Source organism: Kitasatospora kazusensis, from assembly GCF_039529945.1.
In the GTDB taxonomy this organism is placed as follows: Bacteria; Actinomycetota; Actinomycetes; order Streptomycetales; family Streptomycetaceae; genus Kitasatospora; species Kitasatospora kazusensis.
The window spans coordinates 128,545-152,909 of sequence record NZ_BAAANT010000011.1; the positions used below are offsets into that span (position 1 = coordinate 128,545).

Below are 24,365 nucleotides of genomic sequence, written 5' to 3' on the forward strand. Positions count from 1 at the left end.
GCCCGGCGCTCACAGGGTATGAAACAGGAACGTGGGGTCGGTGTGACGGGATACTCGGCGGCGCGGCAGTTCCAGCACAAGACTGCCGAGGTCGGTCCGAGGGCCGCCGCCGCACCGAGACCACGACCCGGCGCGCCCAGGCCCCACCGGGTACGGGTGGCCGCGCTGGGAGGCGGACAGGGGCTGTCCGCCTCGCTCTCCGCGCTGCGCCGGCTCACCACGGAGATCACCGCCGTGGTCACCGTCGCCGACGACGGCGGCTCCAGCGGACGCCTGCGCACCGAGCTCGGCGTGCTGCCGCCGGGCGACCTGCGCAAGGCGCTGGCCGCGCTCTGCGGCGACGACGACTGGGGCCGTACCTGGTCCGAGGTGATCCAGCAGCGCTTCAGCGGCAACGGCGAGCTGCACGGCCACGCCGTCGGCAACCTGCTGATCGTCGCCCTCTGGGAGAAGCTCGGCGACCCGGTGGCCGCCCTGGACTGGGTCGCCCGCCTGCTCAACGTGCAGGGCCGGGTGCTGCCGATGTCGGCCGTGCCGCTGGACATCGAGGCCGAGGTGCGCGGGCACGACCCGGCCCACCCGTGCGAGCTCTCCGCCGTCCGGGGCCAGGCGAGCGTCGCCGTGACCCCCGGGACGGTCCAGTCGATCCGGCTGCTCCCCGAGCAGCCGCCCGCCGTCCCGGAGGCCGTCGCGGCCGTCCTGGAGGCCGACTGGGTGGTGCTGGGGCCCGGTTCCTGGTTCACCAGCGTGGTCCCGCACCTGCTGGTACCCGACCTGGCCAAGGCGCTCTCCGCGACCCGGGCCCGTCGGCTGCTCACCCTCAATCTGGCCCCGCAGCCCGGTGAGACCGAGGGCTTCACCCCTCAGCGCCACCTGGACGTGATCGCCGACCACGCCCCCGACCTGGCCGTTGATGCGATCCTGGTGGACGAGCGGGCGGTCACCGGCGGTGCCTTCGGGGTGGCGGACCTCGCCGGGCTGGAGAAGGCGGCGGCCCGGATGGGAGCCGAACTCGTGCTCGACCGGGTGGCGGCGGCCGACGGGACGCCGCGACACGACCCGGAGCTCTTGGCGGCTGCGTACGACCGGATTTTCCGGACACATGGAAGGATCGGCCCATGGCGATGACGGCAGCGGTGAAGGACGAAATCAGCCGGCTCCCCGTCACCCGGGCCTGCTGCCGCAAGGCGGAGGTTTCGGCGATCCTGCGATTCGCGGGCGGGCTGCACATTGTGAGCGGCCGCATCGTGATCGAGGCGGAGCTGGACACCGGCATTGCGGCGCGGCGGCTGCGCAAGGACCTGCTGGAGATCTTCGGGCACTCCTCGGATCTGGTGGTGATGGCCCCCGGCGGCCTGCGACGCGGCAGCCGGTACGTGGTGCGGGTGGTGAAGGACGGCGAATTGCTGGCCCGGCAGACCGGGCTGGTCGACGGCAGGGGACGGCCGATCCGGGGCCTGCCCCCGGCGGTGGTCTCGGGCGCGACCTGCGACGCGGAGGCGGCCTGGCGCGGCGCCTTCCTGGCGCACGGCTCGCTCACCGAGCCCGGCAGGTCCTCCTCCCTGGAGATCACCTGCCCCGGCTCCGAGGCGGCGCTGGCCCTGGTGGGCGCGGCGCGGCGGCTCGGTATCCCGGCCAAGGCGCGCGAGGTGCGCGGAGTGGACCGGGTGGTGATCCGGGACGGTGACGCGATCGGCGCACTGCTGACCCGGCTCGGCGCGCACGAGTCGGTGCTCGCCTGGGAGGAGCGCCGGATGCGGCGCGAGGTCCGGGCCACCGCCAACCGGCTGGCCAACTTCGACGACGCGAACCTGCGCCGCTCGGCCCGCGCGGCGGTCGCGGCCGGCGCCCGGGTGCAGCGGGCGCTGGAGATCCTCGGCGAGGAGGTGCCCGAGCACCTGGCGGCAGCGGGCCAGCTCCGGATGCAGCACAAGCAGGCCTCGCTGGAGGAGCTGGGCGCGCTCGCCGACCCGCCGCTGACCAAGGACGCGGTGGCCGGGCGGATCCGCCGGCTGCTGGCGATGGCGGACAAGCGGGCGAGCGAGCTGGGCCTGCCGAGCACCGAGGCCAACCTGACCGACGAGATGGCGCTCAGCTGACGCCGGATCACTTTTCGAGCGGCCGGTGTCCCGTTCCGGGGCACCGGCCGCCGCGTATCCAAACCTCCACGTGTCCGAAGTCACCCGCTGGGCTCTGGACATCCGCGCCGGAGAGGCGGTGTGCCCCGCCGACCCGCAGGAGGGTAGGGTCATGGGTGGTCGGGGACATCCCATTTCCACCCCGTCGGCATAGTTCCGGCGTACCTAAAGGAGATCGGTTTCGTGACGATCCGGGTAGGCATCAACGGATTCGGCCGCATTGGCCGCAACTTCTTCCGCGCGGTTCGGGCCCAGGGCGCGGACATCGAGATCGTCGGTGTCAACGACCTGACCGACACCAAGACCCTGGCGCACCTGCTCAAGTACGACTCGATCCTGGGCACCCTGCAGGCCGAGGTCAGCCACACCGCCGACAGCATCACCGTCGACGGCAGGACCTTCAAGGTCATCGCCGAGCGCGACCCGGCCAACCTCCCCTGGGGCGAGCTCGGTGTCGACATCGTGATCGAGTCCACCGGCATCTTCACCAAGGCCGACGCTGCAAAGAAGCACGTCACCGCTGGTGCCAAGAAGGTCATCATCTCCGCCCCGGCCACCGACGAAGACGTCACCATCGTCATGGGTGTCAACGACGACAAGTACGACGCGGCCAAGCACACCGTCATCTCCAACGCCTCCTGCACCACGAACTGCGTGGCGCCGATGGCCAAGGTCCTGCTGGAGAACTTCGGCATCGTCAAGGGTCTGATGACCACGGTGCACGCGTTCACCAACGACCAGGTCACCCTGGACTTCCCGCACAAGGACCTGCGCCGTGCGCGCGCCGCGTCGCTGAACATCATCCCGACCTCGACCGGTGCCGCCAAGGCCACCGCCCTGGTCATCCCGGAGCTCAAGGGCAAGCTGGACGGCACCTCGCTGCGCGTCCCGGTCCCGACCGGCTCCATCACCGACCTGGTCGTCACCCTTGAGCGTGACGTCACGGTCGAGGAGGTCAACGCGGCCTTCCAGAAGGCCTCCGAGAGCTCCCTCAAGGGCATCCTGCAGTACACCGAGGACCCGATCGTCTCCTCCGACATCGTGAACTCGCCGTTCTCCACGATCTTCGACTCCCTGATGACCATGGTCCAGGGCAACCAGGTCAAGATCTTCGGCTGGTACGACAACGAGTGGGGTTACTCCAACCGCCTCGTCAACCTGACCTCCCTCGTCGGCGGCCAGCTCTGACGCAGCGAGAGCTGACGTGATGTAAGAGGCGGGGCCCGAAGGCGTAGTCCAGCCTCCGGGCCCTTCCTCTGCGGTTCCCCCTGCTCCTCCCGGCGACCCATCGCCGTGTTGCCACCTCGCGACCTTCTCCCAGGAGACCCGAAGACCGTGAAGACCATCGAAGACCTCGACGTAGCCGGCAAGCGCGTGTTCGTCCGCGCCGACCTCAACGTGCCGCTGTCGGACGGCAGGATCACCGACGACGGCCGGATCCGCGCCGTCGCCCCGACCATCGCCAAGCTGCTGCAGGCCGGCGCCAAGGTGATCGTCGCCTCGCACCTGGGCCGTCCCAAGGGCGAGCCCGACCCGCAGTTCTCGCTCGCCCCCGTCGCCGTCCGCCTCGGCGAGGTGCTCGGCACGTCCGTCGCCTTCGCGGCCGACACCGTGGGCGACAGCGCGAAGGCCACCGTCGCCGCCCTGGCCGACGGCGAGGTCACGCTGCTGGAGAACCTGCGCTTCAACGCCGGCGAGACCGCGAAGGACGACGCCGAGCGCGGCGTCTTCGCCGACCGACTGGCCGAGCTGGCCGACCTCTACGTCGGCGACGGCTTCGGCGCCGTGCACCGTAAGCACGCCTCGGTGTTCGACCTGCCGGCCCGCCTGCCGCACGCCGTCGGCGACCTGATCGCCACCGAGGTGGCCGTGCTCAAGCGGCTCACCGAGGAGGTCGAGCGCCCGTACGTCGTCGTGCTCGGCGGCTCCAAGGTCTCCGACAAGGTCGGCGTGATCGACAACCTGCTGGGCAAGGCCGACCGCATCCTGATCGGCGGCGGCATGGCGTACACCTTCCTGCACGCGCTGGGCCACGAGGTCGGCATCTCGCTGCTGCAGAAGGACCAGGTGCCGGTCGTCCTGGAGTACCTGGAGCGGGCGAAGGCGGGCGGCGTCGAGTTCGTGCTGCCGGTGGACATCGCGATCTCGGCGAGCTTCCCCGACACCAAGACGCACGCCCCGGTCGAGGACTTCGAGGTCGTCGACGCGGACTCGATCCCCGCCGACAAGGAGGGCCTGGACATCGGCCCGAAGACCCGCGAGCTGTTCGCCGCCAAGCTGGCCGACGCGCAGACGGTGTTCTGGAACGGCCCGGTCGGCGTCTTCGAGCACCCGGCCTTCGCCGAGGGCACCAAGGCCGTCGCGGCGGCGCTGCTGGCGAGCGACGCGTTCACCGTGGTCGGCGGCGGCGACTCCGCCGCGGCCGTGCGCATCCTGGGCTTCGACGAGACGAAGTTCGGGCACATCTCGACCGGCGGTGGCGCGAGCCTCGAATACCTGGAGGGCAAGACCCTCCCCGGTCTCGCCGCACTGGAAGGCTGAACATGAGTGACCGTACCCCGCTGATGGCGGGCAACTGGAAGATGAACCTCAACCACCTCGAGGCCATCGCCCACACCCAGAAGCTGGCCTTCGCGCTGGCCGACAAGGACTACGCGGCCGTCGAGGTCGCCGTCCTGCCGCCGTTCACGGACCTGCGCTCGGTGCAGACCCTGGTCGACGGCGACAAGCTGAAGATCAAGTACGGCGCCCAGGACATCTCGGCGCACGACTCCGGTGCCTACACCGGTGAGATCTCCGGCCCGATGCTCGCCAAGCTGAAGTGCACCTACGTGGCCATCGGCCACTCGGAGCGCCGCCAGTACCACGGCGAGAACGAGGAGATCGTCAACGCCAAGGTGAAGGCCGCCTACCGGAACGGCATCCTGCCGATCCTGTGCATCGGCGAGCCGCTGGAGATCCGCAAGGCCGGTACGCACGTCGAGTACACGCTGGCCCAGCTGGACGGCGCGCTCGACGGCGTGCCCGCCTCGGACGCCGAGCAGATCGTGGTCGCGTACGAACCGGTCTGGGCGATCGGCACCGGCGAGGTGGCGACCCCCGAGGACGCCCAGGAGGTCTGCGCCGCGATCCGGGTCCGGCTGGCGGAGCTGTACTCGGCCGAGCTGGCCGAGAAGGTCCGCGTCCTGTACGGCGGTTCGGTCAAGGCGGCCAGCGCGGCCGGCCTGATGGCCAAGCCCGACGTGGACGGCGCGCTGATCGGCGGAGCCGCTCTCGACGCCGACGAGTTCGTCAAGATCGTGCGCTACCGTGACCAGGCAGTAGGCTAACGCCGCCGCAGCAACGTAGGCTTTGGGGCCGGACCGCTTCGGGCGGCCCGGCCCCTTCGCCGAAGATACGAGAGAGTTGGTCCCGCCGTGATGGTTCTCGGGTTTTCGATTGCCCTGATCATCTTTAGTGTGTTGATGATCATCCTGGTGCTGCTGCACAAGGGGAAGGGCGGCGGCCTTTCCGACATGTTCGGCGGTGGCTCGATGTCCGCAGGAGGCGGCTCCGCCGTGGCCGAGCGCAACCTCGACCGCATCACCGTCATCGTCGCCCTGGGCTGGTTCGCCTGCATCGTCACCCTCGGCCTCGTCCTCAAGTACAAGGCCTGAGACCGGGGGCCGTTGATTCGCCGCTGATCTGACGGTGCGTCGCCCGTCTGCTTATCCTGGGTGGGGCGGAGTGTCGGAGGCGGTGGGGACAGATCCTTAACTGCTGCTTACACTAAGACAACTTCGCCACCGTCCGCAGGCCGCGGCCGGGCGGCAATGGATACCGGCCGCCGCCCCTGCCGCGCACGGATACGGGCAGCCCTCATCCGGGCACCGGCCGGGATCGCATCGCACCAGCACGCAGGGAGTCAGACCGTGGCAAGTGGCAACGCCATCCGTGGCAGCAGAGTCGGCGCCGGCCCGATGGGCGAGGCGGAGCGCGGCGAGTCCGCTCCCCGCAGCCGGATCTCCTTCTGGTGCGCCAACAAGCACGAGACGCGCCCCAGCTTCGCCGCCGAGGCCGTCATCCCGGAGACCTGGGACTGCCCGCGCTGCGGCTTCCCGGCCGGCCAGGACGAGGACAACCCCCCGGCCCCCTCGCGCAACGAGCCCTACAAGACCCACCTCGCCTACGTCCGGGAGCGCCGTACCGACGCCGACGGCGAGGCGATCCTCGCGGAGGCGCTGGCCAAGCTGCGCGGCGAGATCTGAGCGGACACGGCAAGGAGAGGGCGTCACCGGACTTCGGTGGCGCCCTTCGGCGTCAGCAGTGACCGGGCGTGGTCGGCCTCCTCGGTGGCGCCGGCCGCCTCGAACGCCGTGACCGCCTGCACCAGGCAGTCCTCGGACAGCTCGGGCCTGGCCTCGCCCAGGGAGAGCAGGGCCAGCCCTTCCTGGTACCCGTCGTCGATCTCCCGGGCGATCGCCCGGCAGTCCAGGTAGCACTCGGCCGCCTCGTCCATCCGTCCGAAGGCCGCGAAGGCCCGGCCGAGGCCGTGCAGGACGGTGGCCTCGCGCAGGTCCCGTCCGCCCCCGGCCATCCGGCGGGCCGCCGCCAGGTAGGCCATCGCCTGGTCGGGCGGGCTGCCGTAGTGGGGGTTCAAGGCCGGCCCGGACGTGTGGAGGACGGTCACCGCGAGGCTGACCAGGGCGGTGATCTGCTCGTCGCGGTCGCGCGCCCGGTCGAGAGCGGCCGTCGCGAAGGCCAGGGCGTCCTTGGCCTTCCCGGTGCCGACGCAGACCTGCGCCAGCCCCGTGAGGATGGCCACCGCGTAGGGCTCCCGCTCGTCCCCGATGTCCATCGCGAGCTGGAGGCAGGCGGCGGCGCCCTCGTGGTTGCCGATCTCGTTCTGGACGGCGGCCATGCCGCACAGCGCCTCGACCTCGGCCGCACGGTGGCCGAGTGCCTGGGCCGAGTCCGCCGAGATCCTGAAGGCGAGGGCCAGGTCCCCGAGCCTGCGACGGAGCTTCAGGTGCTCCGTCAGCAGGTGGGCGAGAGGGTGCGCGTAGTCCGGCAGGCCCTCCGCCAGGGCGAGGTCCGCGGCGGCGAGCAGGTTCGGGCACTCGGCGTCGAGCCAGCGGCGCCGGGCCTGGAGGCCGGGCGGTCCCGGCGGCGCCGATCCGGCGGCTCCGGTCCGGCCGGTGGCCGCGAGCGCACCGGTGACGTAGTGGTCGCACAGGCGCAGGAAGGCGTCGTCGCGATCCTCGGCCGGGCACTCCGCGGCGTACAGGCGCACCAGGTCGTGGAAGCGGTAGCGGCCGTCCACGTCCGCGAGCAGGTGCGCGCGGACCAGGGAACGCAGCAGGCGGTCGGTCGCGCGCTGGGGGAGGCCGGCCAGGGAGGCGGCGGCCGTGGCGTCGGTGTCGGGGCCCGGGTTGACGGCGAGCAGAGCGAACAGCCGGGCCTCCTCCGGTGGGAGCTGACGGTACGAGAGGTCGAAGGCGGCGCGGATGGCGAGGTCGGGACCGGCGTTGAGTTCGCTCAGACGCTCACGGGCGTCGGAGAGGTCGAGGACCAGTCTGGCGGGAGACCGTTCGGCCAGCAGTGCCGCGGCGATGCGCAGGGCGAGCGGGAGGTGGCCGCAGAGGCCGGCGATCTCGGCGGCGTGCGCCGTGTCGGTCCGGGCGAGTTCGGCGAGGAGGGCGACCGCGTCCGCCTCGGCGAGGACGTCCACCTCGATGTGAGGGAGGTTCAGCATCCGGTCGACGAGCCGGTGGCGGCTGGTCGCCAGGACGCGGTGCCGCGGGTCGCCCGGCAGCAGCGGGCCGAGCTGGTCGGTGCCGGAGACGTTGTCGGCGACCAGCAGCAACGGGCCGTCGAGTGCGGCGAGACGGGAGCGGTAGACGAGCTCCTTGGCGGCCGGCTCGGGCGGGACGTCCTCGCCCAGGGCGCGCAGCAGGGCGTCGAGTGCCTGGTGGGCGGAGAGGCGGCCGCTGTCGTAGCCCCGCAGGTCGAGGTAGAGGACACCGCCGGGGAACCGGTGCCGGGAGCGGTACGCGGCCTCCACGGCGAGCGCGCTCTTGCCGACGCCGCCCAGTCCGGTGAGAACGGTGACCGGCACGTCGGCCTCCTCCAACCGGGCGAGCACCTCCTCGCGGCCGACGAAGACGCCACGCGGCGGCAGCCCGGCCGGTACGGCCGGAGGCCGGACGAGATTGACGACGCCCGCCTGGATCACGGGCCCGGTGAAGCGGCCCTTCTTGATGACGTTCCAGATGTCCCCCACGGAAGAGTTGTAGCAAAGGGGCCCGGCTCCATGGGGCGGAACCGGGCCCCTCTGCCGCAGACTCAGGCCGAGGCGGGCGGGTACAGCCCGGCCGGGATCTTCGCCGCGGCCGCCCGGTCCAGCAGCCACAGGGTGCGGCTGCGGCCGTGCGCGCCGGAGGCGGGCGCCTGGATCTCGCCCGGGCCGGAGAGCGCCAGGGCGACCGCGTCGGCCTTGTCCTCGCCGGCGGCCAGCAGCCACACCTCGCGGGCCGCCCGGATGGCCGGGAGGGTCAGCGAGATGCGGGTGGGCGGCGGCTTGGGGGCTCCCCGGACGCCGACCACCGTGCGGTCCGCCTCACGGACGCCCGGGTGGCCCGGGAAGAGCGAGGCGACGTGGGTGTCCGGGCCGACGCCGAGCAGCAGCACGTCGAAGGTCGGCACCCCGGCCCGGTCGCCCGGCAGGGCGGCCTTCGCCAGCTCGTCCGCGTAGCGGGCGGCGGCCGCCTCCACGTCGGAGCCGTCCACGCCGTCCGAGGCCGGCATCGGGTGGACCCGCGCCGGGTCGAGCGGGACGGCGTCCAGCAGTTCGTCGCGGGCCTGGACGGCGTTGCGCTCCGGGTCCCCGGCGGGGACGAAGCGCTCGTCGCCCCACCAGAGGTCCAGGTGCGCCCAGTCCACCGCGTCGCGCGCCGGGGAGGCGGCGATCGCGGCGAGCAGGGCGTTGCCGTTGCGCCCGCCCGTGAGGACCACCGAGGCCGTCCCCCGGGCGGACTGGGCGTCCACGATGCGGGTGATGAGCCGGGCCGCCGCGGCCTGGGCCATCAGCTGCTTGTCGCGGTGCACGACGAGCTGCGGGACGCCGGCGGTCATGAGCCGCTCCGCTTGCGCGGGGCGGGCTTCTTGGCCGCCGCGGTCTTGCCCGTCGCCGTCTTGGCCGCCGCCTTCACCGCGGTGGTCTTGCGGACGGCCGCCTTCTTCGCGACGGGCTTCGTGACGGGCTTCGCGGCCGGCGCCGGGGCCGGAGCCTCGGCGGCGGGCACCTTCGCCGTCACCCGGACCGGGGCCGCCACCGCCGCCTCGACCACCGCGGGGGCGGCGGCCGGGACGGGCTCCGCCGTGCCGACCGGCTCGCGGAGCCGCTCGACCGGGGTGCGGACGGCCGCCGCGTAGATGTCGTCCGGGTCGAGGCGCCGCAGCTCCTCGGCGATCAGCTCGGACGTCTCCCGGCGCTTGAGGGCGACCTGGCGGTCCGGCGCGCCCGGCATCGAGAGGGTGCCCATCAGACCGTCGGGACGGTCCAGCGTGATGGCGCCGTCCTCGGTGCGGAGCGTGACGGAGGTGATGCCGGGGCCCCCGGTGACGACCCGTTCGACCGGGACGTGCAGCCGGGTGGTCAGCCACAGCCCGAGCAGCTCGACGCTCGGGTTGTAGGACTCGCCCTCCACCACGGCGGAGACGATCTTCGCCGGGTACTGGTCCAGCGCGGCGGCCAGCATCGAGCGCCAGCCGGTGATCCGGGTCCAGGCCAGGTCGGTGTCGCCGGGGGTGTAGCTGGCGGCCCGCTGGGCGAGCTGCCCGACCGGCGACTCCGCCGTGACGGCGTCGGTGATCCGGCGCTGGGCGATCGCGCCGAGCGGGTCCTGGGCCGGGTGCTGCGGGGAGTTCTCCGGCCACCAGACCACCACGGGGGCGTCCGGCAGCAGCAGCGGCAGGACCACCGACTGCGCGTGCGCGGCGAGTTCGCCGTGCATCCGCAGGATGACGGTCTCGCCGGAGCCCGCGTCGGTGCCGACCAGGATCTCGGCGTCGAGCCGGGTCTCGGCGCGGGCCCTGGGCGAGCGGCCCGCGCGCTTGATGACCGCGAGCGTGCGCGAGGGGTGCTCGCGCGAGGCGTCGTTGGCCGCCTTGAGGGCGTCGTAGGCGCTGCCCTCGTCGGTGACGATGACGAGGGTGAGCACCATGCCGGCGGCGGTCGCGCCGCTGGCCCGCCGCGCGTTCATCAACGCAGCGTTGATCTTGCTTGACGTGGTACTCGTCAGGTCGATCTTCATGGCCGCCGCCAGCTCCTGCCGTCTCGTGCGAGCATCTCGTCCGCCTCGGCAGGACCCCAGGTCCCCGAGGGGTACTGGGCGGGCTTGCCGTGGGTGTCCCAGTACTTCTCGATCGGGTCGAGGATCTCCCAGGAGAGTTCGACCTCCTGGTGACGCGGGAACAGGTTCGCGTCGCCGAGCAGCACGTCCAGGATGAGCCGCTCGTACGCCTCGGGGCTCGACTCGGTGAACGACTCGCCGTAGGCGAAGTCCATCGTGACGTCGCGCACCTCGAACGAGGTCCCCGGCACCTTGGAGCCGAACCGCACCGTCACGCCCTCGTCCGGCTGCACCCGGATGACCAGGGCGTTCTGCCCCAGCTCCTCGGTGGCGTAGGAGTCGAACGGCAGGTACGGCGCGCGCTGGAAGACCACCGCGATCTCGGTCACCCGGCGGCCCAGGCGCTTGCCCGTCCGCAGGTAGAACGGGACGCCCGCCCAGCGGCGGTTGTTGATCTCCAGCTTGATGGCCGCGAAGGTGTCGGTCGTGGACTCCGGATCGATACCGTCCTCCTCCAGGTAGCCGAGCACCTCCTCGCCGCCCTGCCAGCCGGCCGCGTACTGGCCGCGCACGGTGTGCTTGCCCAGGTCCTCGGGGAGCTTGACGGCGCTGAGCACCTTCAGCTTCTCGGCGACCAGGGCCTTCGGGTGGAAGGAGGCCGGCTCCTCGATGGCGGTGAGGGCCATCAGCTGGAGCAGGTGGTTCTGGATGACGTCCCGGGCCGAGCCGATGCCGTCGTAGTACCCGGCCCGGCCGCCGATGCCGATGTCCTCGGCCATGGTGATCTGCACGTGGTCGACGTACGACCGGTTCCAGATCGGCTCGAACATGGTGTTGGCGAAGCGGAGTGCCAGGATGTTCTGGACGGTCTCCTTGCCGAGGTAGTGGTCGATCCGGAAGACCTCGTCACGGGGGAAGACCTCGTGCACGACCTTGTTGAGCTCCTGGGCGCTCTCCAGGTTGTGGCCGAACGGCTTCTCGATCACGGCCCGGCGCCAGGAGCCGGGCGGCGGGTCGGCCAGCCCGTGCTTCTTGAGCTGCTGGACGACGTTCGGGAAGAACTTCGGCGGGACGGAGAGGTAGAAGGCGAAGTTGCCGCCCGTCCCCTGCGCCTCGTCGAGCTCGGCGATGGTCTTGCGGAGGGTCTCGAACGCCTCGTCGTCGTCGAAGGTGCCCTGGACGAAGCGCATGCCCTTCGCCAGCTGCTGCCAGACCTCCTCGCGGAAGGGGGTCCGGGCGTGCTCCTTGACGGCGTCGTGGACCTCCTTGGCGAAGTCCTCGTCCTCCCACTCACGGCGGGCGAAGCCGACGAGCGAGAAGCCCGGCGGCAGCAGACCGCGGTTCGCGAGGTCGTAGATGGCCGGCATCAGCTTCTTGCGCGACAGGTCGCCGGTGACACCGAAGATGACCAGGCCGGACGGCCCGGCGATGCGCGGCAGCCGGCGGTCGGCTGGGTCGCGCAGCGGATTCTCGGGCGCGAGCGGGGGATCGCCCTGCTCGACCTCGGGGTAGTCGTTGCTCACTGGAGGGGCACCGCTTTCCGTGGGACTGCTGTGAGCGGGGAGGTCACTTCTCGCCGTCGGCGAAGGAGGCCAGCGACGCGGTGACGGTGTCGAGCAGTTCCTTCCAGGACTGCTCGAACTTCTCGACGCCCTCGTCCTCCAGTACCTGGACGACGTCGTCGTAGTCCACGCCGACGGCGGCGAGGGCGTCCATCACGGCCTTCGCGTCGGCGTAGTTCGGGGTGATGGTGTCGCCGGTGACGACGCCGTGGTCGCCGGTGGCGTCCAGGGTGGCCTCGGGCATGGTGTTGACGGTGCCGGGGGCGACCAGTTCGGTCACGTACAGGGTGTCCGGCAGGGCCGGGTCCTTGACACCGGTCGAGGCCCAGAGCGGACGCTGCGCCTTGGCTCCGGCGGCCTCCAGCGCGTTCCAGCGGTCGGACGAGAAGACCTCCTCGTACGCCTGGTAGGCGAGGCGGGCGTTGGCCAGGGCGGCCTTCGACTTCAGCGCGGCGGCCTCGCCGCCGATCTTGGACAGCCGCTTGTCGATCTCGGTGTCCACGCGGGAGACGAAGAAGGAGGCGACGGACTCGATCTGGGAGAGGTCCAGGCCGGCCGCCTTGGCCTTCTCCAGGCCGGTCAGGAAGGCGTCCATGACCGCGCGGTAGCGCTCCAGCGAGAAGATCAGCGTGACGTTGACGCTGATGCCCCGGCCGAGCACCTCGGCGATGGCGGGCAGGCCGGCCTTGGTGGCGGGGATCTTGATGAACACGTTCGGGCGGTCGACCAGCCACCACAGCTGCTTGGCCTCGGCCACGGTCGGGCCGGTCTGGTGCGCCAGGCGCGGGTCGACCTCGATGGAGACCCGGCCGTCCCGGCCGTTGCTCGCGTCGTAGACGGGGCGCAGTACGTCGGCCGCGTCGCGCACGTCCGAGGTGGTGATCATGCGGACGGCCTCGTCCGTGGTGACCTTGCGGACGGCGAGGTCGCGCAGCTGGGCGTCGTACGAGGAGTGGCCGCCGCCGATGGCCTTCTGGAAGATGGTCGGGTTGGTCGTGACACCGACCACGTGCTTGGTCTGCACCAGCTCGGCGAGGTTGCCGGTGTTCAGACGCTCACGGCTGAGGTCGTCCAGCCAGATCGCCACGCCTTCGTCGCTGAGGCGCTTCAATGCGTCAGTCATGGTCCTTCATCCTCTTCTTCGTCTTTTTTCGTCTGTGCTGTGGGGTAGTCAGACGGGCCGCGCATCCGATGTGCGGTCGGATACGCGGCCCCAGGTGGTACTAGCGGGAGACGGCCTCGACCGTACGCAGCGAGGCGCGGGCGGCGTTCGCCACGGCCTCGGCGGTCAGGCCGAACTCCTGGAAGAGCACCTTGTAGTCGGCGGAGGCGCCGAAGTGCTCCAGGCTGATGATCCGGCCGGCGTCGCCGACCAGCTCGCGCCAGCCCTGGGCGATGCCCGCCTCGACCGAGACCCGGGCCCGGACGTTCGGCGGCAGCACGCTGTCGCGGTACGCCTGGTCCTGCTCGTTGAACCACTCGATCGAGGGCATCGACACCACGCGGGTGGGGATGCCGTCGGCCTCCAGCGCCTCGCGCGCCGCGACGGCGAGCTGGACCTCGGAGCCGGTGCCGATCAGGATCACCTTGGGCGCGCTGTCGGACGCCTCGGCCAGCACGTAGCCGCCCTTGGCCGTGAGGTCGGCGGAGCCGAACACCTCGCGGTCGTAGGTCGGCACGTTCTGCCGGGTGAGCGCCAGGCCGACCGGGCCGGGGTGGCTGGAGTGGCGCTCCATGATGGTGCGCCAGGCGACGGCCGTCTCGTTGGCGTCGGCCGGGCGGACCATGGCCAGCCCGGGGATGGCGCGCAGCGAGGCCAGGTGCTCGACCGGCTGGTGGGTCGGGCCGTCCTCGCCGAGGCCGATCGAGTCGTGCGTCCAGACGTACGTCACCGGCAGCTTCATGAGCGCGGCGAGCCGGACGGCCGGGCGCATGTAGTCGGCGAACACCAGGAAGGTGCCGCCGAACACGCGGGTGTTGCCGTGCAGCGCGATGCCGTTCATGGTCGAGCCCATGGCGTGCTCGCGGATGCCGAAGTGGATCGTCCGGCCGTACGGGCTGGCCGACTTCAGCGGGTTGCCCGCGGGGAGGAACGAGCTGCTCTCGTCGATCGTGGTCAGGTTGGACTCCGCGAGGTCGGCCGAGCCGCCCCACAGCTCCGGGACGACCGAGCCGATCGCCTTGAGGGTGTCGCCGGAGGCCTTGCGGGTCGCGACGTCCTTGCCGGCCGGGAAGACCGGGACGTGCTTCTCCCAGCCGTCGGGCAGCTCGCCCGCGGTGATCCGGTCGAACTCGGCCGAGCGCTCCGGGTCGGCCTCGCGCCAGGCGTGGAAGGAGGCCTCCCACTCGGTGCGGACGGCCTTGCCGCGCTGCACGACCTCGCGCGCGTGGTCGATGACGGCCTCGGTGACCTCGAAGGTCTTCTGCGGGTCGAAGCCCAGCACCTTCTTGGTCGCCGCGATCTCGGCGTCGCCGAGCGCGGAGCCGTGCGCCTTCGCGGTGTTCTGCGCGTCGGGGGCCGGCCAGGCGATGATCGTGCGCATCGCGATGATCGACGGGCGCGAGGTCTCGGCCTTGGCCGCGTCCAGCGCGACCGCGAGGGCGTGCACGTCGATGTCGCCGTCGGACTTCGGCGTCACCCGCTGCACGTGCCAGCCGTACGCCTCGTACCGTGCCAGCACGTCCTCGGAGAACGCGGTGGCGGTGTCGCCCTCGATCGAGATGTGGTTGTCGTCGTACAGCGCGACCAGGTTGCCGAGCGCCTGGTGCCCCGCCAGCGAGGACGCCTCGGCGGAGATGCCCTCCTCCAGGTCGCCGTCGGAGACGATCGCCCAGATGGTGTGGTCGAACGGGCTCTCGCCCGCCGGGGCCTCGGGGTCGAACAGGCCGCGCTCGTAGCGGGCGGCCATCGCCATGCCCACCGCGTTGGCCATGCCCTGGCCCAGCGGACCGGTGGTGGTCTCGACGCCGGCGGTGTGCCCGTGCTCCGGGTGGCCCGGGGTGCGGCTGCCCGCGACCCGGAAGGCCTTGAGGTCGTCCAGTGACAGACCGTAACCCGAGAGGTAGAGCTGGGTGTAGAGGGTCAGCGACGTGTGTCCCGGGGAGAGGACGAAGCGGTCGCGGCCCGCCCAGGCCGGGTCGGTGGGGTCGTGGCGCAGGAAACGCTGGAAGATCAGGTAGGCCGCGGGGGCCAGCGACATGGCCGTCCCGGGGTGTCCGTTCCCGACCTTCTGGACTGCGTCCATGGCCAGGACCCGGGCCGTGTCGACGGTCCGCTGATCCAGCTCGGTCCACTCGAATGCGTTCGTCGGCGTGGTGCTCACCCTGTCTCAGGGCTCCTTCCGTAATGAAGAGTGACCCCGTGAGGGACCGGGTCGGCCACGGCGCTGTGGACCTGACGCATGGATGGTGCCGGTCACGGAGGGTTGATCCCGCTTCTCTGTGCGAGCCTACCGCCCTAGTGGCCCCTGCCCCGCGTGCCGGGACGACCGGGAAACCCGTGCCCGAAAATCCCGCCGACTGTGCCAGGTTTCCTGTCCCACCCTGACCCGGATCGGTCGGGTCCGCCCGTTCGGTGAGCGGTACGGGCGACGGGCGATTTGGGAGGGTTCACCCGGCGGTGTGCGGTTCCGCCTCGCCGGGGGACCCCGGGGCCGGTCGGGAGATGGGGAGCGTCTAAGGTGGCGTGGTACGCGCAGCGCGAACGCATCGGCGCCCAACGGTCCCGGTGACGCCTGTGAAGATTCATCTTGAGTTGGGGTGTTCGTGACCGCCGTCGAATCCCGCCCTGCCGGGGTGGCCGGGACGACCCCTGCGCACCGGCCGTTCGGGGCCCGTGTCGGGGCATTCGTCGCACTGACCAAGCCTCGGATCATCGAGCTGCTGCTGATCACGACGGTGCCGGTGATGTTCCTGGCCCAGCGTGGGGTGCCCGACCTGCTGGGCGTCCTCTACGTCGTCGTCGGCGGCTACATGTCGGCCGGCGGTGCCAACGCGCTCAACATGTACATCGACCGGGACATCGACGCCATGATGACCCGGACCGAGCGCCGCCCGCTGGTCACCGGCATGGTGTCGCCGCGCGAGGCGCTGGTCTTCGGCATCGCGCTGGCCGTCGGCTCGACGCTCTGGCTCGGACTGCTGGTCAATTGGCTGTCCTCCGGGCTGGCGCTGGCCGCGCTCCTCTTCTACGTCTTCGTCTACACCCTCGGCCTCAAGCGCCGCACCGCGCAGAACATCGTCTGGGGCGGCATCGCCGGCTGCATGCCGGTCTTCGTCGGCTGGGCCGCCGTCACCGACTCGGTCTCCTGGTCCGCGCTGGTGCTCTTCCTGGTCATCTTCTTCTGGACGCCGCCGCACACCTGGGTGCTCTCGATGAAGGTCCGCGAGGACTACGCGAGGGCCAACGTGCCGATGCTCCCGGTCGTCAAGGGCAACCTGGTCGTGGCGCGCCAGATCATCGCGTACTCCTGGGTGATGGTCGCCGTCTCGCTGGCCCTGTGGCCGCTGGCCCACACCAGCTGGCTGTACCCCGTCTCGGCGGTGGTGCTCGGCGCGTTCTGGCTCAAGGAGGCGCACGCACTGCACGCCCGGGCCAAGGCCGGGGTGGTCGGAGCGAAGCTCAAGGAGATGCGGCTGTTCCACTGGTCCATCACCTACCTGACCCTGCTGTTCGTGGTCGTCGCGGTGGACCCGTTCCTCAGGTAGCCGCCGCCCCACAGTCGCAGCGAACGCCCCTGCCGGGTCAGCCGGCAGGGGCGTTCGGCTATCGCGGCGGCAGTTCGCTCGGCCCGACGTGGCCGTCCAGCCAGTCCTTCAGCGGCTGCGAGGCGCGCAGGAACGCCGTGATCCGGTCGGCGGCGGCCGGACTGCCCAGCCAGTCGGCCGGCTCCCACTCCTGCCAGGCGATCAGGCCCTTGTTCCGGAGCAGCTCGATCCTCGGGTGGTCCTTCGCGACACCGCGCGGAGCGGTCTTCAGCGGATCACGGCCGACCACGGTCGGACCGGCCTTGCGGACCCGGGCGATCACCCGCTCCAGCTCGGCGCCGGAGAGGTCCTCGGCGACGGCGGCCCGGTAACGGCTCAGCTGGTCCGCGGCGAGCTGGTACATCCCGTTGCCGCAGGCGAGGCCGTCGGCGGACAACTGGACGTAGCCGCCGGCCTCGAGGAACGCGCCGATGTGCGTCTTGTAGGGCGACTTGTCGGCACTGAACCGCACGTCCCGGTTCGGCCGGAAGATCTTCCCCGGCCCGAACTCGTCCTCCAGCCGGTCGAGCAGCTCCGCCATCGGGGCGTGCACGGCCTCCTCGTACAGCGCCTTGCGGGCGGCCCAGTACGACTTGGAGTTGTCGGCCTCCAGACCCTGGTAGAAGTCGAGAGCCTCGGGCTGCCATCCGTGGAAGGTCACGCTCCGAGTCTATGACGCGGGGCGGGGTGCCCCCAGGGGCGCGGGGAACTGCGCGAATCGGGAGTGACGGTGGTGCACGGTTGCGCGCGCAGTTCCCCGCGCCCCTGATGTGGTTGCCCTGAGCTGTTCGGTATCCGCCGCGAAGCGCGGACTCCTGACCCCAGGTGTGGCCGACCGCACGTGCCCTTGCCGTCGCCACCCCCGCTACCGCTCGGTAGCATGCGGGCATGAGCAGCGCAGAGACAGCCACCACCACCGCCCGTGCCGAGCGCCGCGCCAAGCGCATCGCCAAGCACATCGGCAGCTTCGCCAAGCAGCACGGCGGCAGCGCCGAGGGCGTCGTCGAGTACGTCGGCGGGGTCGCCACCCGGATCGTCATGGTCGGCGCGGACGGCGCCTGGGGCGACCAGGTCGCCCCGACGTACGCCGTCGGCCGGCGTGCGGCCGAGCTGGCGGGCCTGACGCTGCACGATTCCTTCGAGGGCGAGCTCGGGCTGAAGGTCAGGACCGGTTCGTACGAATGGAAGCGGATGGCCGGTATCCAGCTCGGCGGCTGACCGTACACACGTACGTACGCGAAAGGGGCCCCGACGAATGTCGGGGCCCCTTTCGCGTACGGGTCAGGCGTTCTGCAGGGCCTGGGCCGGGACGGCCGTGGCCGGTTCCTCGGGCCGCTCGCGCAGGGCGAGCGGGATCCGCAGGGCGGCGATCCAGACCAGGGTGGCGCCGAGCATGTGGATGCCGACCAGGATCTCCGGTACGTGCGTGAAGTACTGGACGAAGCCGAGCAGGCCCTGGGCGAGCAGGACGACGAACAGCTCGCGGGCGCGGGCCCGCGCGGCCGGCGGGGCCTTGACGGCCGCGAAGACGAAGATCACCGCGAGCACCACGCCGAAGGAGAGGAACGCCAGGTCGGCGTGGGCCTGGGCGAGCCGGTCGTAGTCCAGCGGGATGCGGGGGACGGGCTTGCCGTCCTTGCCGGGCGAGCCCGGGTGGTGGCCGGCGCCGGTGACCAGTGTCCCGACGGCCACCAGCAGGCCGATCACCGTCACCAGCAGGTAGGAGAGCTGGACGATCGGACGGCTCACGGCGGGCTGCGGCGCGCCGTCCCCCTCCTTCGCGCGCTCCCACAGCTGCAACGCGACCCAGACCAGCGCCATCGCGGCGATCAGGTGCAGTGCCACGGTGTACGGGTTGAGGCCGGTGAGCACGGTGATGCCGCCGAGCACGGCGTTGCTCATCACCAGCCAGAACTGCGCCCACCCCAGCTTGGTGAGGCTCCGTCTCCACGGCCGGGCGCAGCGCGCCGCCAGGGTGACCCAGCCGACCGCCGCGCACAGGACGTACGTCAGCATCCGGTTGGTGAACTCGATGACGCCGTGGATGCCCATCGCTGGCGTCGGCGTCAGGCTCTCGCCGGTGCAGCGGGGCCAGGTGGTGCAGCCGAGGCCGGAGGAGGTGAGCCGGACGGCGCCGCCGGTGACCACGATGACCACGCTCATCACCAGCGCGGCCATCGCGGCCCGCCGGACGGTCACGGCGGACGGGTGCCAGCGGTCGGCGAGGAGGGAGGAGGGGGTACGCACCCGCTCATCCTAGGTCGGCCGGTTGCCGATCTTGGGGCGGGGCCGCCCCGGTGCGCGTAGAACCACAAAACGGACGGTTCGCGGCAGAACGGTCTGATGATCGGCACGGATGTGCGCTCGTCGATCGGTCGTGTTCGGTACGGGTTCATTTTCCGTCATCGGACGTGGTCGATCATGTGACTGTGGTGGGCTGCTTCAAACGTGGATATCCAGCCATCCGGCGGGGATGGCAGGGCCTGCCCAGACCGGTAGAGTCCGGTTCTCAGGTATTGGGGAGGGCAATGCCCTTCCGTACCAAGGTTGTTCGGGAGGAAAAGTCGACATGGCAGTAAAGCGTCGGATATCTGGCGGCACACTCGCGGCGGCGGTTGCCCTTGGGGTGATCACGCCTTTGACGCTGGCGGGCGTCGCCTCGGCGCACACGCAGCAGATCACCTCGACCTGTGACTCGGTCACGGTCGACGTGACCCTGTACAACGCGGACGAGAAGTACAAGAACACCATCAGCGTCACGATCGACGGCAAGGCGGTCGTCACCGACCAGCGGTTCCCGGCCTCGTTCAACCAGACCTTCAAGGTCGACCCGAAGCACGCCGCGCCGATCGAGGCCGTGGTGACCGTGGCCACCTCGGAGAACCCGAAGAACCCGGACTGGAACAAGACGCTCACCGAGAAGATCCCGGTCTGCCCGGTGACCCCGCCGCCGAGCCACTCGGCCTCGCCGAGCCCGTCCCCGTCGGTGTCGGCCTCGCACTCGGCCACCCCGAGCCCCTCGGTGACGCCGTCGGCGAGCAAGCCGGCCACCCCGACGCCGACCCCCTCCGGGCCGGTGCTGGCCTCCACCGGTGGCGGCAGTGACGCCCCGATGATCGCGGGTATCGGTGCGGCGGTCGTCGCACTCGGCGGCGGGCTGCTCTTCGCCAACCGTCGCCGCGCGGCGCGCCGCCACTAAGACCGGTCCGTCCAAGGCTCCGCCCGGGGCCCGGCGGATGTGACAGGGGCGCGGGGACCGCACGACCACCGCACGACGTACGTGCACGGTCGGTCGCGCGGTCCCCGCGCCCCTTCGCGTCGCCGCTATTCCCAGCGGAAGAAACGCGCCGCCGCGGCGAGCCCCAGCACCGCCCAGACGGCCAGGATCCCGAGGTCGGACCAGGGCATCCCGGCGCCGTACTGGAGGACCGAGCGCAGGCCGTCGGACAGCGCGCTGATCGGCAGCAGGTCCAGGGCAGAGCGGACGCCCGAGGGGAACTTGGAGAGCGGGACGACCACCCCGCCGGCCAGCAGCAGCAGGATGAACACCAGGTTGGCCCCGGCCAGCGTGGCCTCCGCCTTGAGCGTCCCGGCCATCAGCAGGCCCAGGCCCGAGAACGCGGCCGTGCCCAGCACCAGCAGCGCCACCACCGCGAGCACGTTGCCCTGCGGCGACCAGCCCAGCGCCAGCGCGATCACCGAGAGCAGCGCGACCTGGAGCGCCTCGGTGACCAGCACGCATCCGGTCTTCGCGGTGAGCAGCGCCCAGCGCGGCAGCGGGCTCGCGCCGAGGCGCTTGAGCACGCCGTACCGGCGCTCGAAGCCGGTCGCGATCGCCTGGCCGGTGAAGGCCGTGGACATCACGGCGAGCGCCAGCAGTCCGGGCGCCAGGAAGTCGACCCGCTTGCCGGGCCCGGTCACCGAGACCACGTCCACGGCGCTGAACAGCACCAGCAGCACGGTCGGGATGACCACGGTGAGCAGCAGCTGCTCGCCGTTGCGCAGCAGCATCTTCGTCTCGAAGGCGGTCTGCGCGAGCAGCATCCGGCCGACGGGCGCGGCGCCGGGGGCGGGCGTGTAGGAGGTGGTCATGAGCGCAGGTCCCGTCCGGTCAGGTCGAGGAAGACGTCTTCGAGGCTGCGCCGTTGCACCGTCAGCCTGTCCGGCATGACGCCCGCCTGTGCGCACCAGCCGGTGACGGTGGCGAGCAGTTGGGGGTCGATCGGCGCCTCGACCCGGTACGAGCCGGGGGCGGGTTCGGCGACCGACGCACCGTCAGGGAGCACCTTGAGCAGGCCGCCGAGGTCGAGCCCGGGCGGGCCGTCGAAGCGCAGGCTGCTCTCCGCGCCGCTTCGGCAGAGCTCCTCGGGGCTGCCGGTGGCGATGACCCGGCCGCGGTCGACGACGGCGACCCGGTCGGCGAGCTGTTCGGCCTCGTCCATGTGATGGGTGGTCACCACCACGGTGACGCCGTCCCGGCGCAGGTCGCGGACCAGCTCCCAGGTGGCGCGGCGGGCCTGCGGGTCGAGGCCGGCCGTCGGCTCGTCCAGGAAGACCAGTTCGGGGCGGCCGACCACGGCCATCGCCAACGCGAGCCGCTGCTGCTGGCCGCCGGAGAGCCGGCGGTAGGTGGTGCGGCCGCAGGAGCCGAGGCCGAGCCGCTCGACCAGCTCCGGGACGTCCAGCGGGTTCGCGTGCAGCTTGGCGGTGTGCTGGAGCATTTCGACGGCGCGTGCGCCGGCGTACACGCCGCCGGACTGCAGCATGACGCCGACCCGGGGCTTCAGCTGCGCCGCGTCCGCCACCGGATCGAGGCCGAGGACGCGGACGGTGCCCGCGTCCGGGCGGCGGTAGCCCTCGCAGATCTCGATCGTGGTGGTCTTGCCGGCGCCGTTCGGGCCGAGCACGGCGGTGACCGCCCCGCCCGGGATCTCCAGGTCCAGACCGTCGACCGCGGTCTTGGCGCCGTACCGCTTCACTAGCCCGGCCACCGAGACCGCGGGTTGCTTCTGCATACGGCGAGTCTAAGGAGCCCAGCAGGACGGGCTCTCCCAGGGGCGCACGCAACTGGCCGGCCACGGACAGGGGCGCGTGGGGTACCTCCCGGCCGAAGGCCGGGGGAGAACTGCGCGGAGCGGGAGAGTGCGGCGCGGTGCCTTCCGACTCCGCGCAGTCACGCGCCCCTGGCTGCCACCGGTCGGCCGCCTAAGGTAAGGCTTGCCTGCGTGACTGATCCCACCAATGAGGCGTGGGTCACGGCTTGTCCTTCCGGAAGTAATTACGCAACACTGGTGTTGTGAAAACAATGCGCGAGCGCGACGAGCAGCCGGAGGCCGAGTCGGCCCCTGGCTGTGCCGTGCCCGCGACCGCGACCGAGGTGCTGCTGGACGGCCACCGGGCCACCCGGGACCGGGTCGCACGTTCGATCCTCGACCACGGGCCCTCCTCGGCCGCCGACCTGGCAGGGCGGCTCGGCCTCACCAGTGCGGCGGTCCGCCGCCACCTGGACGGGCTGCTGGCCTCCGGCCTGGTGGAGTCCCGCGAGCAGCGGGTCTACGGCAGCCGGGGCCGGGGGCGTCCGGCCAAGCTGTTCGCGCTGACCGAGTCCGGCCGGGACGCCTTCTACCAGGCGTACGACCAGCTCGCCGCCGACGCGCTGCGCTGGATCTCCGACGCGGCGGGCGGCGGCAAGGCGGGCGGGGAGGCGGTCGCCGCCTTCGCCCGGGCCCGGTTCGCCCGGCAGGGCCAGAAGTACCTGGGGTCGCTGGAGGAGGCCGGAGCGGGTGACCGCACCGAGGCGCTCGCCGAGGCCCTGAGCGCCGACGGGTACGCTGCCACTGTGCGGCGCGTCCCGTCCGCCGCCGGTGCGAAGGCTCCGGCCGGCGCTCAGCTCTGCCAGCACCACTGCCCGGTCGCGCACATCGCCGAGCAGTTCCCACAGCTCTGCGAGGCGGAGACCGAGGTCTTCTCCCAGCTCCTGGGCACCCATGTGCAAAGGCTGGCCACGATCGCCCATGGTGACGGGGTCTGCACCACTTATGTGCCGGCACCCGGTGCCGCATCGTCGCAGGGCGGGCCGCAAGGCCCTCGTCCGGCGCCCGATGCCGCGCCGACTGCCGGTACGTCAATCCCATCAGAACCTGCGTCCGCGCGGAGGAACCTCGCATGACTGACACCGTTTCGCACCCGGAGCTCGACGGCCTGGGCACCTACGAGTACGGCTGGTCCGACCCCGACGCCGCCGGTTCGGTGGCCAAGCGCGGCCTCAGCGAGGACGTCGTCCGCGACATCTCGTCGAAGAAGTCCGAGTCCGAGTGGATGCTGAACCTGCGGCTCAAGGGCCTCAAGCTGTTCGGCAAGAAGCCCATGCCGACCTGGGGCTCCGACCTCTCGGGCATCGACTTCGACAACATCAAGTACTTCGTGCGCTCGACCGAGAAGCAGGCCGAGTCCTGGGAGGACCTGCCCGCCGACATCAAGGCGACGTACGACCGCCTCGGCATCCCGGAGGCGGAGAAGCAGCGCCTGGTCGCCGGTGTCGCCGCGCAGTACGAGTCCGAGGTCGTCTACCACCAGATCCGTGAGGACCTGGAGGAGCAGGGCGTGATCTTCCTCGACACGGACACCGCGCTGAAGCAGCACCCGGAGATCTTCAAGGAGTACTTCGGCACCGTGATCCCGGCGGGCGACAACAAGTTCGCCGCGCTGAACACGGCCGTGTGGTCCGGCGGCTCGTTCATCTACGTCCCCCCGGGCGTCAAGGTGGACATCCCGCTGCAGGCCTACTTCCGGATCAACACCGAGAACATGGGCCAGTTCGAGCGGACGCTGATCATCGTCGACGAGGACGCCTACGTCCACTACGTCGAGGGCTGCACCGCGCCGATCTACTCCTCGGACTCGCTGCACAGCGCCGTGGTCGAGATCATCGTCAAGAAGGGCGGCCGCTGCCGCTACACGACGATCCAGAACTGGTCGAACAACGTCTACAACCTGGTCACCAAGCGCGCCGTGGCGTACGAGGGCGCGACCATGGAGTGGATCGACGGCAACATCGGTTCCAAGGTCACCATGAAGTACCCGGCCGTCTACCTGATGGGCGAGCACGCCAAGGGCGAGACGCTGTCGATCGCCTTCGCGGGCGAGGGCCAGCACCAGGACGCCGGCGCCAAGATGGTGCACATGGCTCCGAACACCTCCTCGAACATCGTCTCCAAGTCGGTGGCGCGCGGCGGTGGCCGGACGTCGTACCGCGGTCTGATCGAGATCGGCGAGGGCTCCAAGGGCGCCAAGTCGAACGTGATGTGCGACGCGCTGCTGGTCGACACCATCTCGCGCTCGGACACCTACCCGTACGTGGACGTCCGCGAGGACGACGTGTCGATGGCGCACGAGGCGACGGTCTCCAAGGTCAGCGCCGACCAGCTCTTCTACCTGATGAGCCGGGGCCTGACCGAGTTCGAGGCGATGGCGATGATCGTCCGTGGCTTCGTCGAGCCGATCGCCCGCGAGCTCCCGATGGAGTACGCGCTGGAGCTGAACCGGCTGATCGAGCTGCAGATGGAGGGCTCCGTCGGCTGACCCGC

General features: G+C 71.3%; 22 protein-coding genes. 12 read left to right on the forward strand and 10 right to left on the reverse strand.

The window, feature by feature from the left end; translation table 11 throughout:
* Nucleotides 1–42: 42 nt before the first annotated feature.
* The 7 genes from ABD330_RS12405 to ABD330_RS12435 all read left to right on the forward strand — a co-directional run bounded on the left by ABD330_RS12405 (nucleotide 43) and on the right by ABD330_RS12435 (nucleotide 6,385).
* Entirely contained in the window at nucleotides 43–1,128 is a 1,086-nt protein-coding gene (locus ABD330_RS12405) for a gluconeogenesis factor YvcK family protein (RefSeq protein ID WP_425555517.1), read from the forward strand.
* On the forward strand, nucleotides 1,119–2,099 hold the full coding sequence (gene whiA, locus ABD330_RS12410) for a DNA-binding protein WhiA (RefSeq protein ID WP_280719707.1): 981 nt from the start codon (nucleotides 1,119–1,121) through the stop codon (nucleotides 2,097–2,099). The genes ABD330_RS12405 and whiA overlap by 10 nt, the downstream gene beginning before the upstream one ends.
* A gap of 222 nt (nucleotides 2,100–2,321) precedes the next feature.
* Nucleotides 2,322–3,326, forward strand: coding sequence for a type I glyceraldehyde-3-phosphate dehydrogenase (gap, locus tag ABD330_RS12415; protein ID WP_344464029.1), 1,005 nt, complete (start codon nucleotides 2,322–2,324; stop codon nucleotides 3,324–3,326).
* Between the two features lie 147 nt (nucleotides 3,327–3,473).
* On the forward strand, nucleotides 3,474–4,679 hold the full coding sequence (locus ABD330_RS12420) for a phosphoglycerate kinase (RefSeq protein WP_344464031.1): 1,206 nt from the start codon (nucleotides 3,474–3,476) through the stop codon (nucleotides 4,677–4,679).
* Between the two features lie 2 nt (nucleotides 4,680–4,681).
* On the forward strand, nucleotides 4,682–5,467 hold the full coding sequence (gene tpiA, locus ABD330_RS12425) for a triose-phosphate isomerase (RefSeq protein ID WP_344464033.1): 786 nt from the start codon (nucleotides 4,682–4,684) through the stop codon (nucleotides 5,465–5,467).
* A 90-nt stretch (nucleotides 5,468–5,557) separates the two neighbouring features.
* The gene (gene secG / locus ABD330_RS12430) at nucleotides 5,558–5,794 is read left to right on the forward strand and encodes a preprotein translocase subunit SecG (RefSeq protein ID WP_344464159.1); all 237 of its coding nucleotides are present in this window, start codon (nucleotides 5,558–5,560) and stop codon (nucleotides 5,792–5,794) included.
* A gap of 255 nt (nucleotides 5,795–6,049) precedes the next feature.
* Entirely contained in the window at nucleotides 6,050–6,385 is a 336-nt protein-coding gene (locus ABD330_RS12435; protein WP_344464035.1) for an RNA polymerase-binding protein RbpA, read from the forward strand.
* 23 nt (nucleotides 6,386–6,408) lie between these two features.
* On the opposite strand, the gene ABD330_RS12440 is transcribed toward ABD330_RS12435, so the two are convergent.
* The 6 genes from ABD330_RS12440 to tkt form a co-directional block, all read right to left on the reverse strand.
* A complete protein-coding gene (locus ABD330_RS12440) occupies nucleotides 6,409–8,400 on the reverse strand; it encodes an NB-ARC domain-containing protein (RefSeq protein WP_344464037.1) in 1,992 nt (663 codons plus the stop codon).
* Between the two features lie 62 nt (nucleotides 8,401–8,462).
* Nucleotides 8,463–9,251, reverse strand: coding sequence for a 6-phosphogluconolactonase (pgl, locus tag ABD330_RS12445; RefSeq protein ID WP_344464039.1), 789 nt, complete (start codon nucleotides 9,249–9,251; stop codon nucleotides 8,463–8,465).
* Nucleotides 9,248–10,432, reverse strand: coding sequence for a glucose-6-phosphate dehydrogenase assembly protein OpcA (opcA, locus tag ABD330_RS12450; protein ID WP_344464041.1), 1,185 nt, complete (start codon nucleotides 10,430–10,432; stop codon nucleotides 9,248–9,250). Before opcA ends, pgl begins: the two co-directional genes overlap by 4 nt.
* Nucleotides 10,429–11,994: a glucose-6-phosphate dehydrogenase gene (zwf, locus tag ABD330_RS12455; RefSeq protein ID WP_344464043.1), complete on the reverse strand. Its 1,566-nt coding sequence runs from the start codon at nucleotides 11,992–11,994 to the stop codon at nucleotides 10,429–10,431. The genes opcA and zwf overlap by 4 nt, the downstream gene beginning before the upstream one ends.
* Nucleotides 11,995–12,037: 43 nt before the next feature.
* Nucleotides 12,038–13,156: a transaldolase gene (gene tal / locus ABD330_RS12460; protein WP_344464045.1), complete on the reverse strand. Its 1,119-nt coding sequence runs from the start codon at nucleotides 13,154–13,156 to the stop codon at nucleotides 12,038–12,040.
* 100 nt (nucleotides 13,157–13,256) lie between these two features.
* Nucleotides 13,257–15,356, reverse strand: a complete 2,100-nt coding sequence (gene tkt, locus ABD330_RS12465) for a transketolase (protein ID WP_344464047.1) — start codon at nucleotides 15,354–15,356, stop codon at nucleotides 13,257–13,259.
* Nucleotides 15,357–15,798: 442 nt separating this feature from the next.
* On the opposite strand from tkt, the gene ABD330_RS12470 reads away from it, so the two are divergent.
* A complete protein-coding gene (locus ABD330_RS12470; RefSeq protein WP_344464049.1) occupies nucleotides 15,799–16,740 on the forward strand; it encodes a heme o synthase in 942 nt (313 codons plus the stop codon).
* 58 nt (nucleotides 16,741–16,798) lie between these two features.
* Here the strand turns inward: ABD330_RS12470 and ABD330_RS12475 are convergent, their stop codons facing one another.
* Nucleotides 16,799–17,440 (reverse strand): DUF2461 domain-containing protein, encoded by a 642-nt coding sequence (locus tag ABD330_RS12475; protein WP_344464051.1) that lies wholly within the window; start codon nucleotides 17,438–17,440, stop codon nucleotides 16,799–16,801.
* Nucleotides 17,441–17,667: 227 nt separating this feature from the next.
* Between ABD330_RS12475 and ABD330_RS12480 the strand changes: the two genes are divergently transcribed.
* A complete protein-coding gene (locus ABD330_RS12480; protein ID WP_344464053.1) occupies nucleotides 17,668–17,997 on the forward strand; it encodes a hypothetical protein in 330 nt (109 codons plus the stop codon).
* A gap of 63 nt (nucleotides 17,998–18,060) precedes the next feature.
* Here ABD330_RS12480 and ABD330_RS12485 read toward each other — a convergent pair whose 3' ends face one another.
* Nucleotides 18,061–19,026, reverse strand: a complete 966-nt coding sequence (locus ABD330_RS12485) for a COX15/CtaA family protein (RefSeq protein WP_344464055.1) — start codon at nucleotides 19,024–19,026, stop codon at nucleotides 18,061–18,063.
* A 379-nt stretch (nucleotides 19,027–19,405) separates the two neighbouring features.
* Between ABD330_RS12485 and ABD330_RS12490 the strand changes: the two genes are divergently transcribed.
* Nucleotides 19,406–19,978 (forward strand): LAETG motif-containing sortase-dependent surface protein, encoded by a 573-nt coding sequence (locus ABD330_RS12490; protein ID WP_344464057.1) that lies wholly within the window; start codon nucleotides 19,406–19,408, stop codon nucleotides 19,976–19,978.
* A 125-nt stretch (nucleotides 19,979–20,103) separates the two neighbouring features.
* Here the strand turns inward: ABD330_RS12490 and ABD330_RS12495 are convergent, their stop codons facing one another.
* On the reverse strand, nucleotides 20,104–20,871 hold the full coding sequence (locus ABD330_RS12495) for an ABC transporter permease (RefSeq protein ID WP_344464059.1): 768 nt from the start codon (nucleotides 20,869–20,871) through the stop codon (nucleotides 20,104–20,106).
* Nucleotides 20,868–21,794 (reverse strand): ABC transporter ATP-binding protein, encoded by a 927-nt coding sequence (locus ABD330_RS12500; RefSeq protein ID WP_344464061.1) that lies wholly within the window; start codon nucleotides 21,792–21,794, stop codon nucleotides 20,868–20,870. Before ABD330_RS12500 ends, ABD330_RS12495 begins: the two co-directional genes overlap by 4 nt.
* Nucleotides 21,795–22,084: 290 nt before the next feature.
* Here ABD330_RS12500 and ABD330_RS12505 point away from each other — a divergent pair, with 290 nt between their 5' ends.
* Nucleotides 22,085–22,948: a helix-turn-helix transcriptional regulator gene (locus ABD330_RS12505; protein ID WP_344464161.1), complete on the forward strand. Its 864-nt coding sequence runs from the start codon at nucleotides 22,085–22,087 to the stop codon at nucleotides 22,946–22,948.
* A complete protein-coding gene (gene sufB, locus ABD330_RS12510) occupies nucleotides 22,945–24,360 on the forward strand; it encodes a Fe-S cluster assembly protein SufB (protein WP_344464063.1) in 1,416 nt (471 codons plus the stop codon). Before ABD330_RS12505 ends, sufB begins: the two co-directional genes overlap by 4 nt.
* The last annotated feature ends 5 nt before the right edge of the window (nucleotides 24,361–24,365 follow it).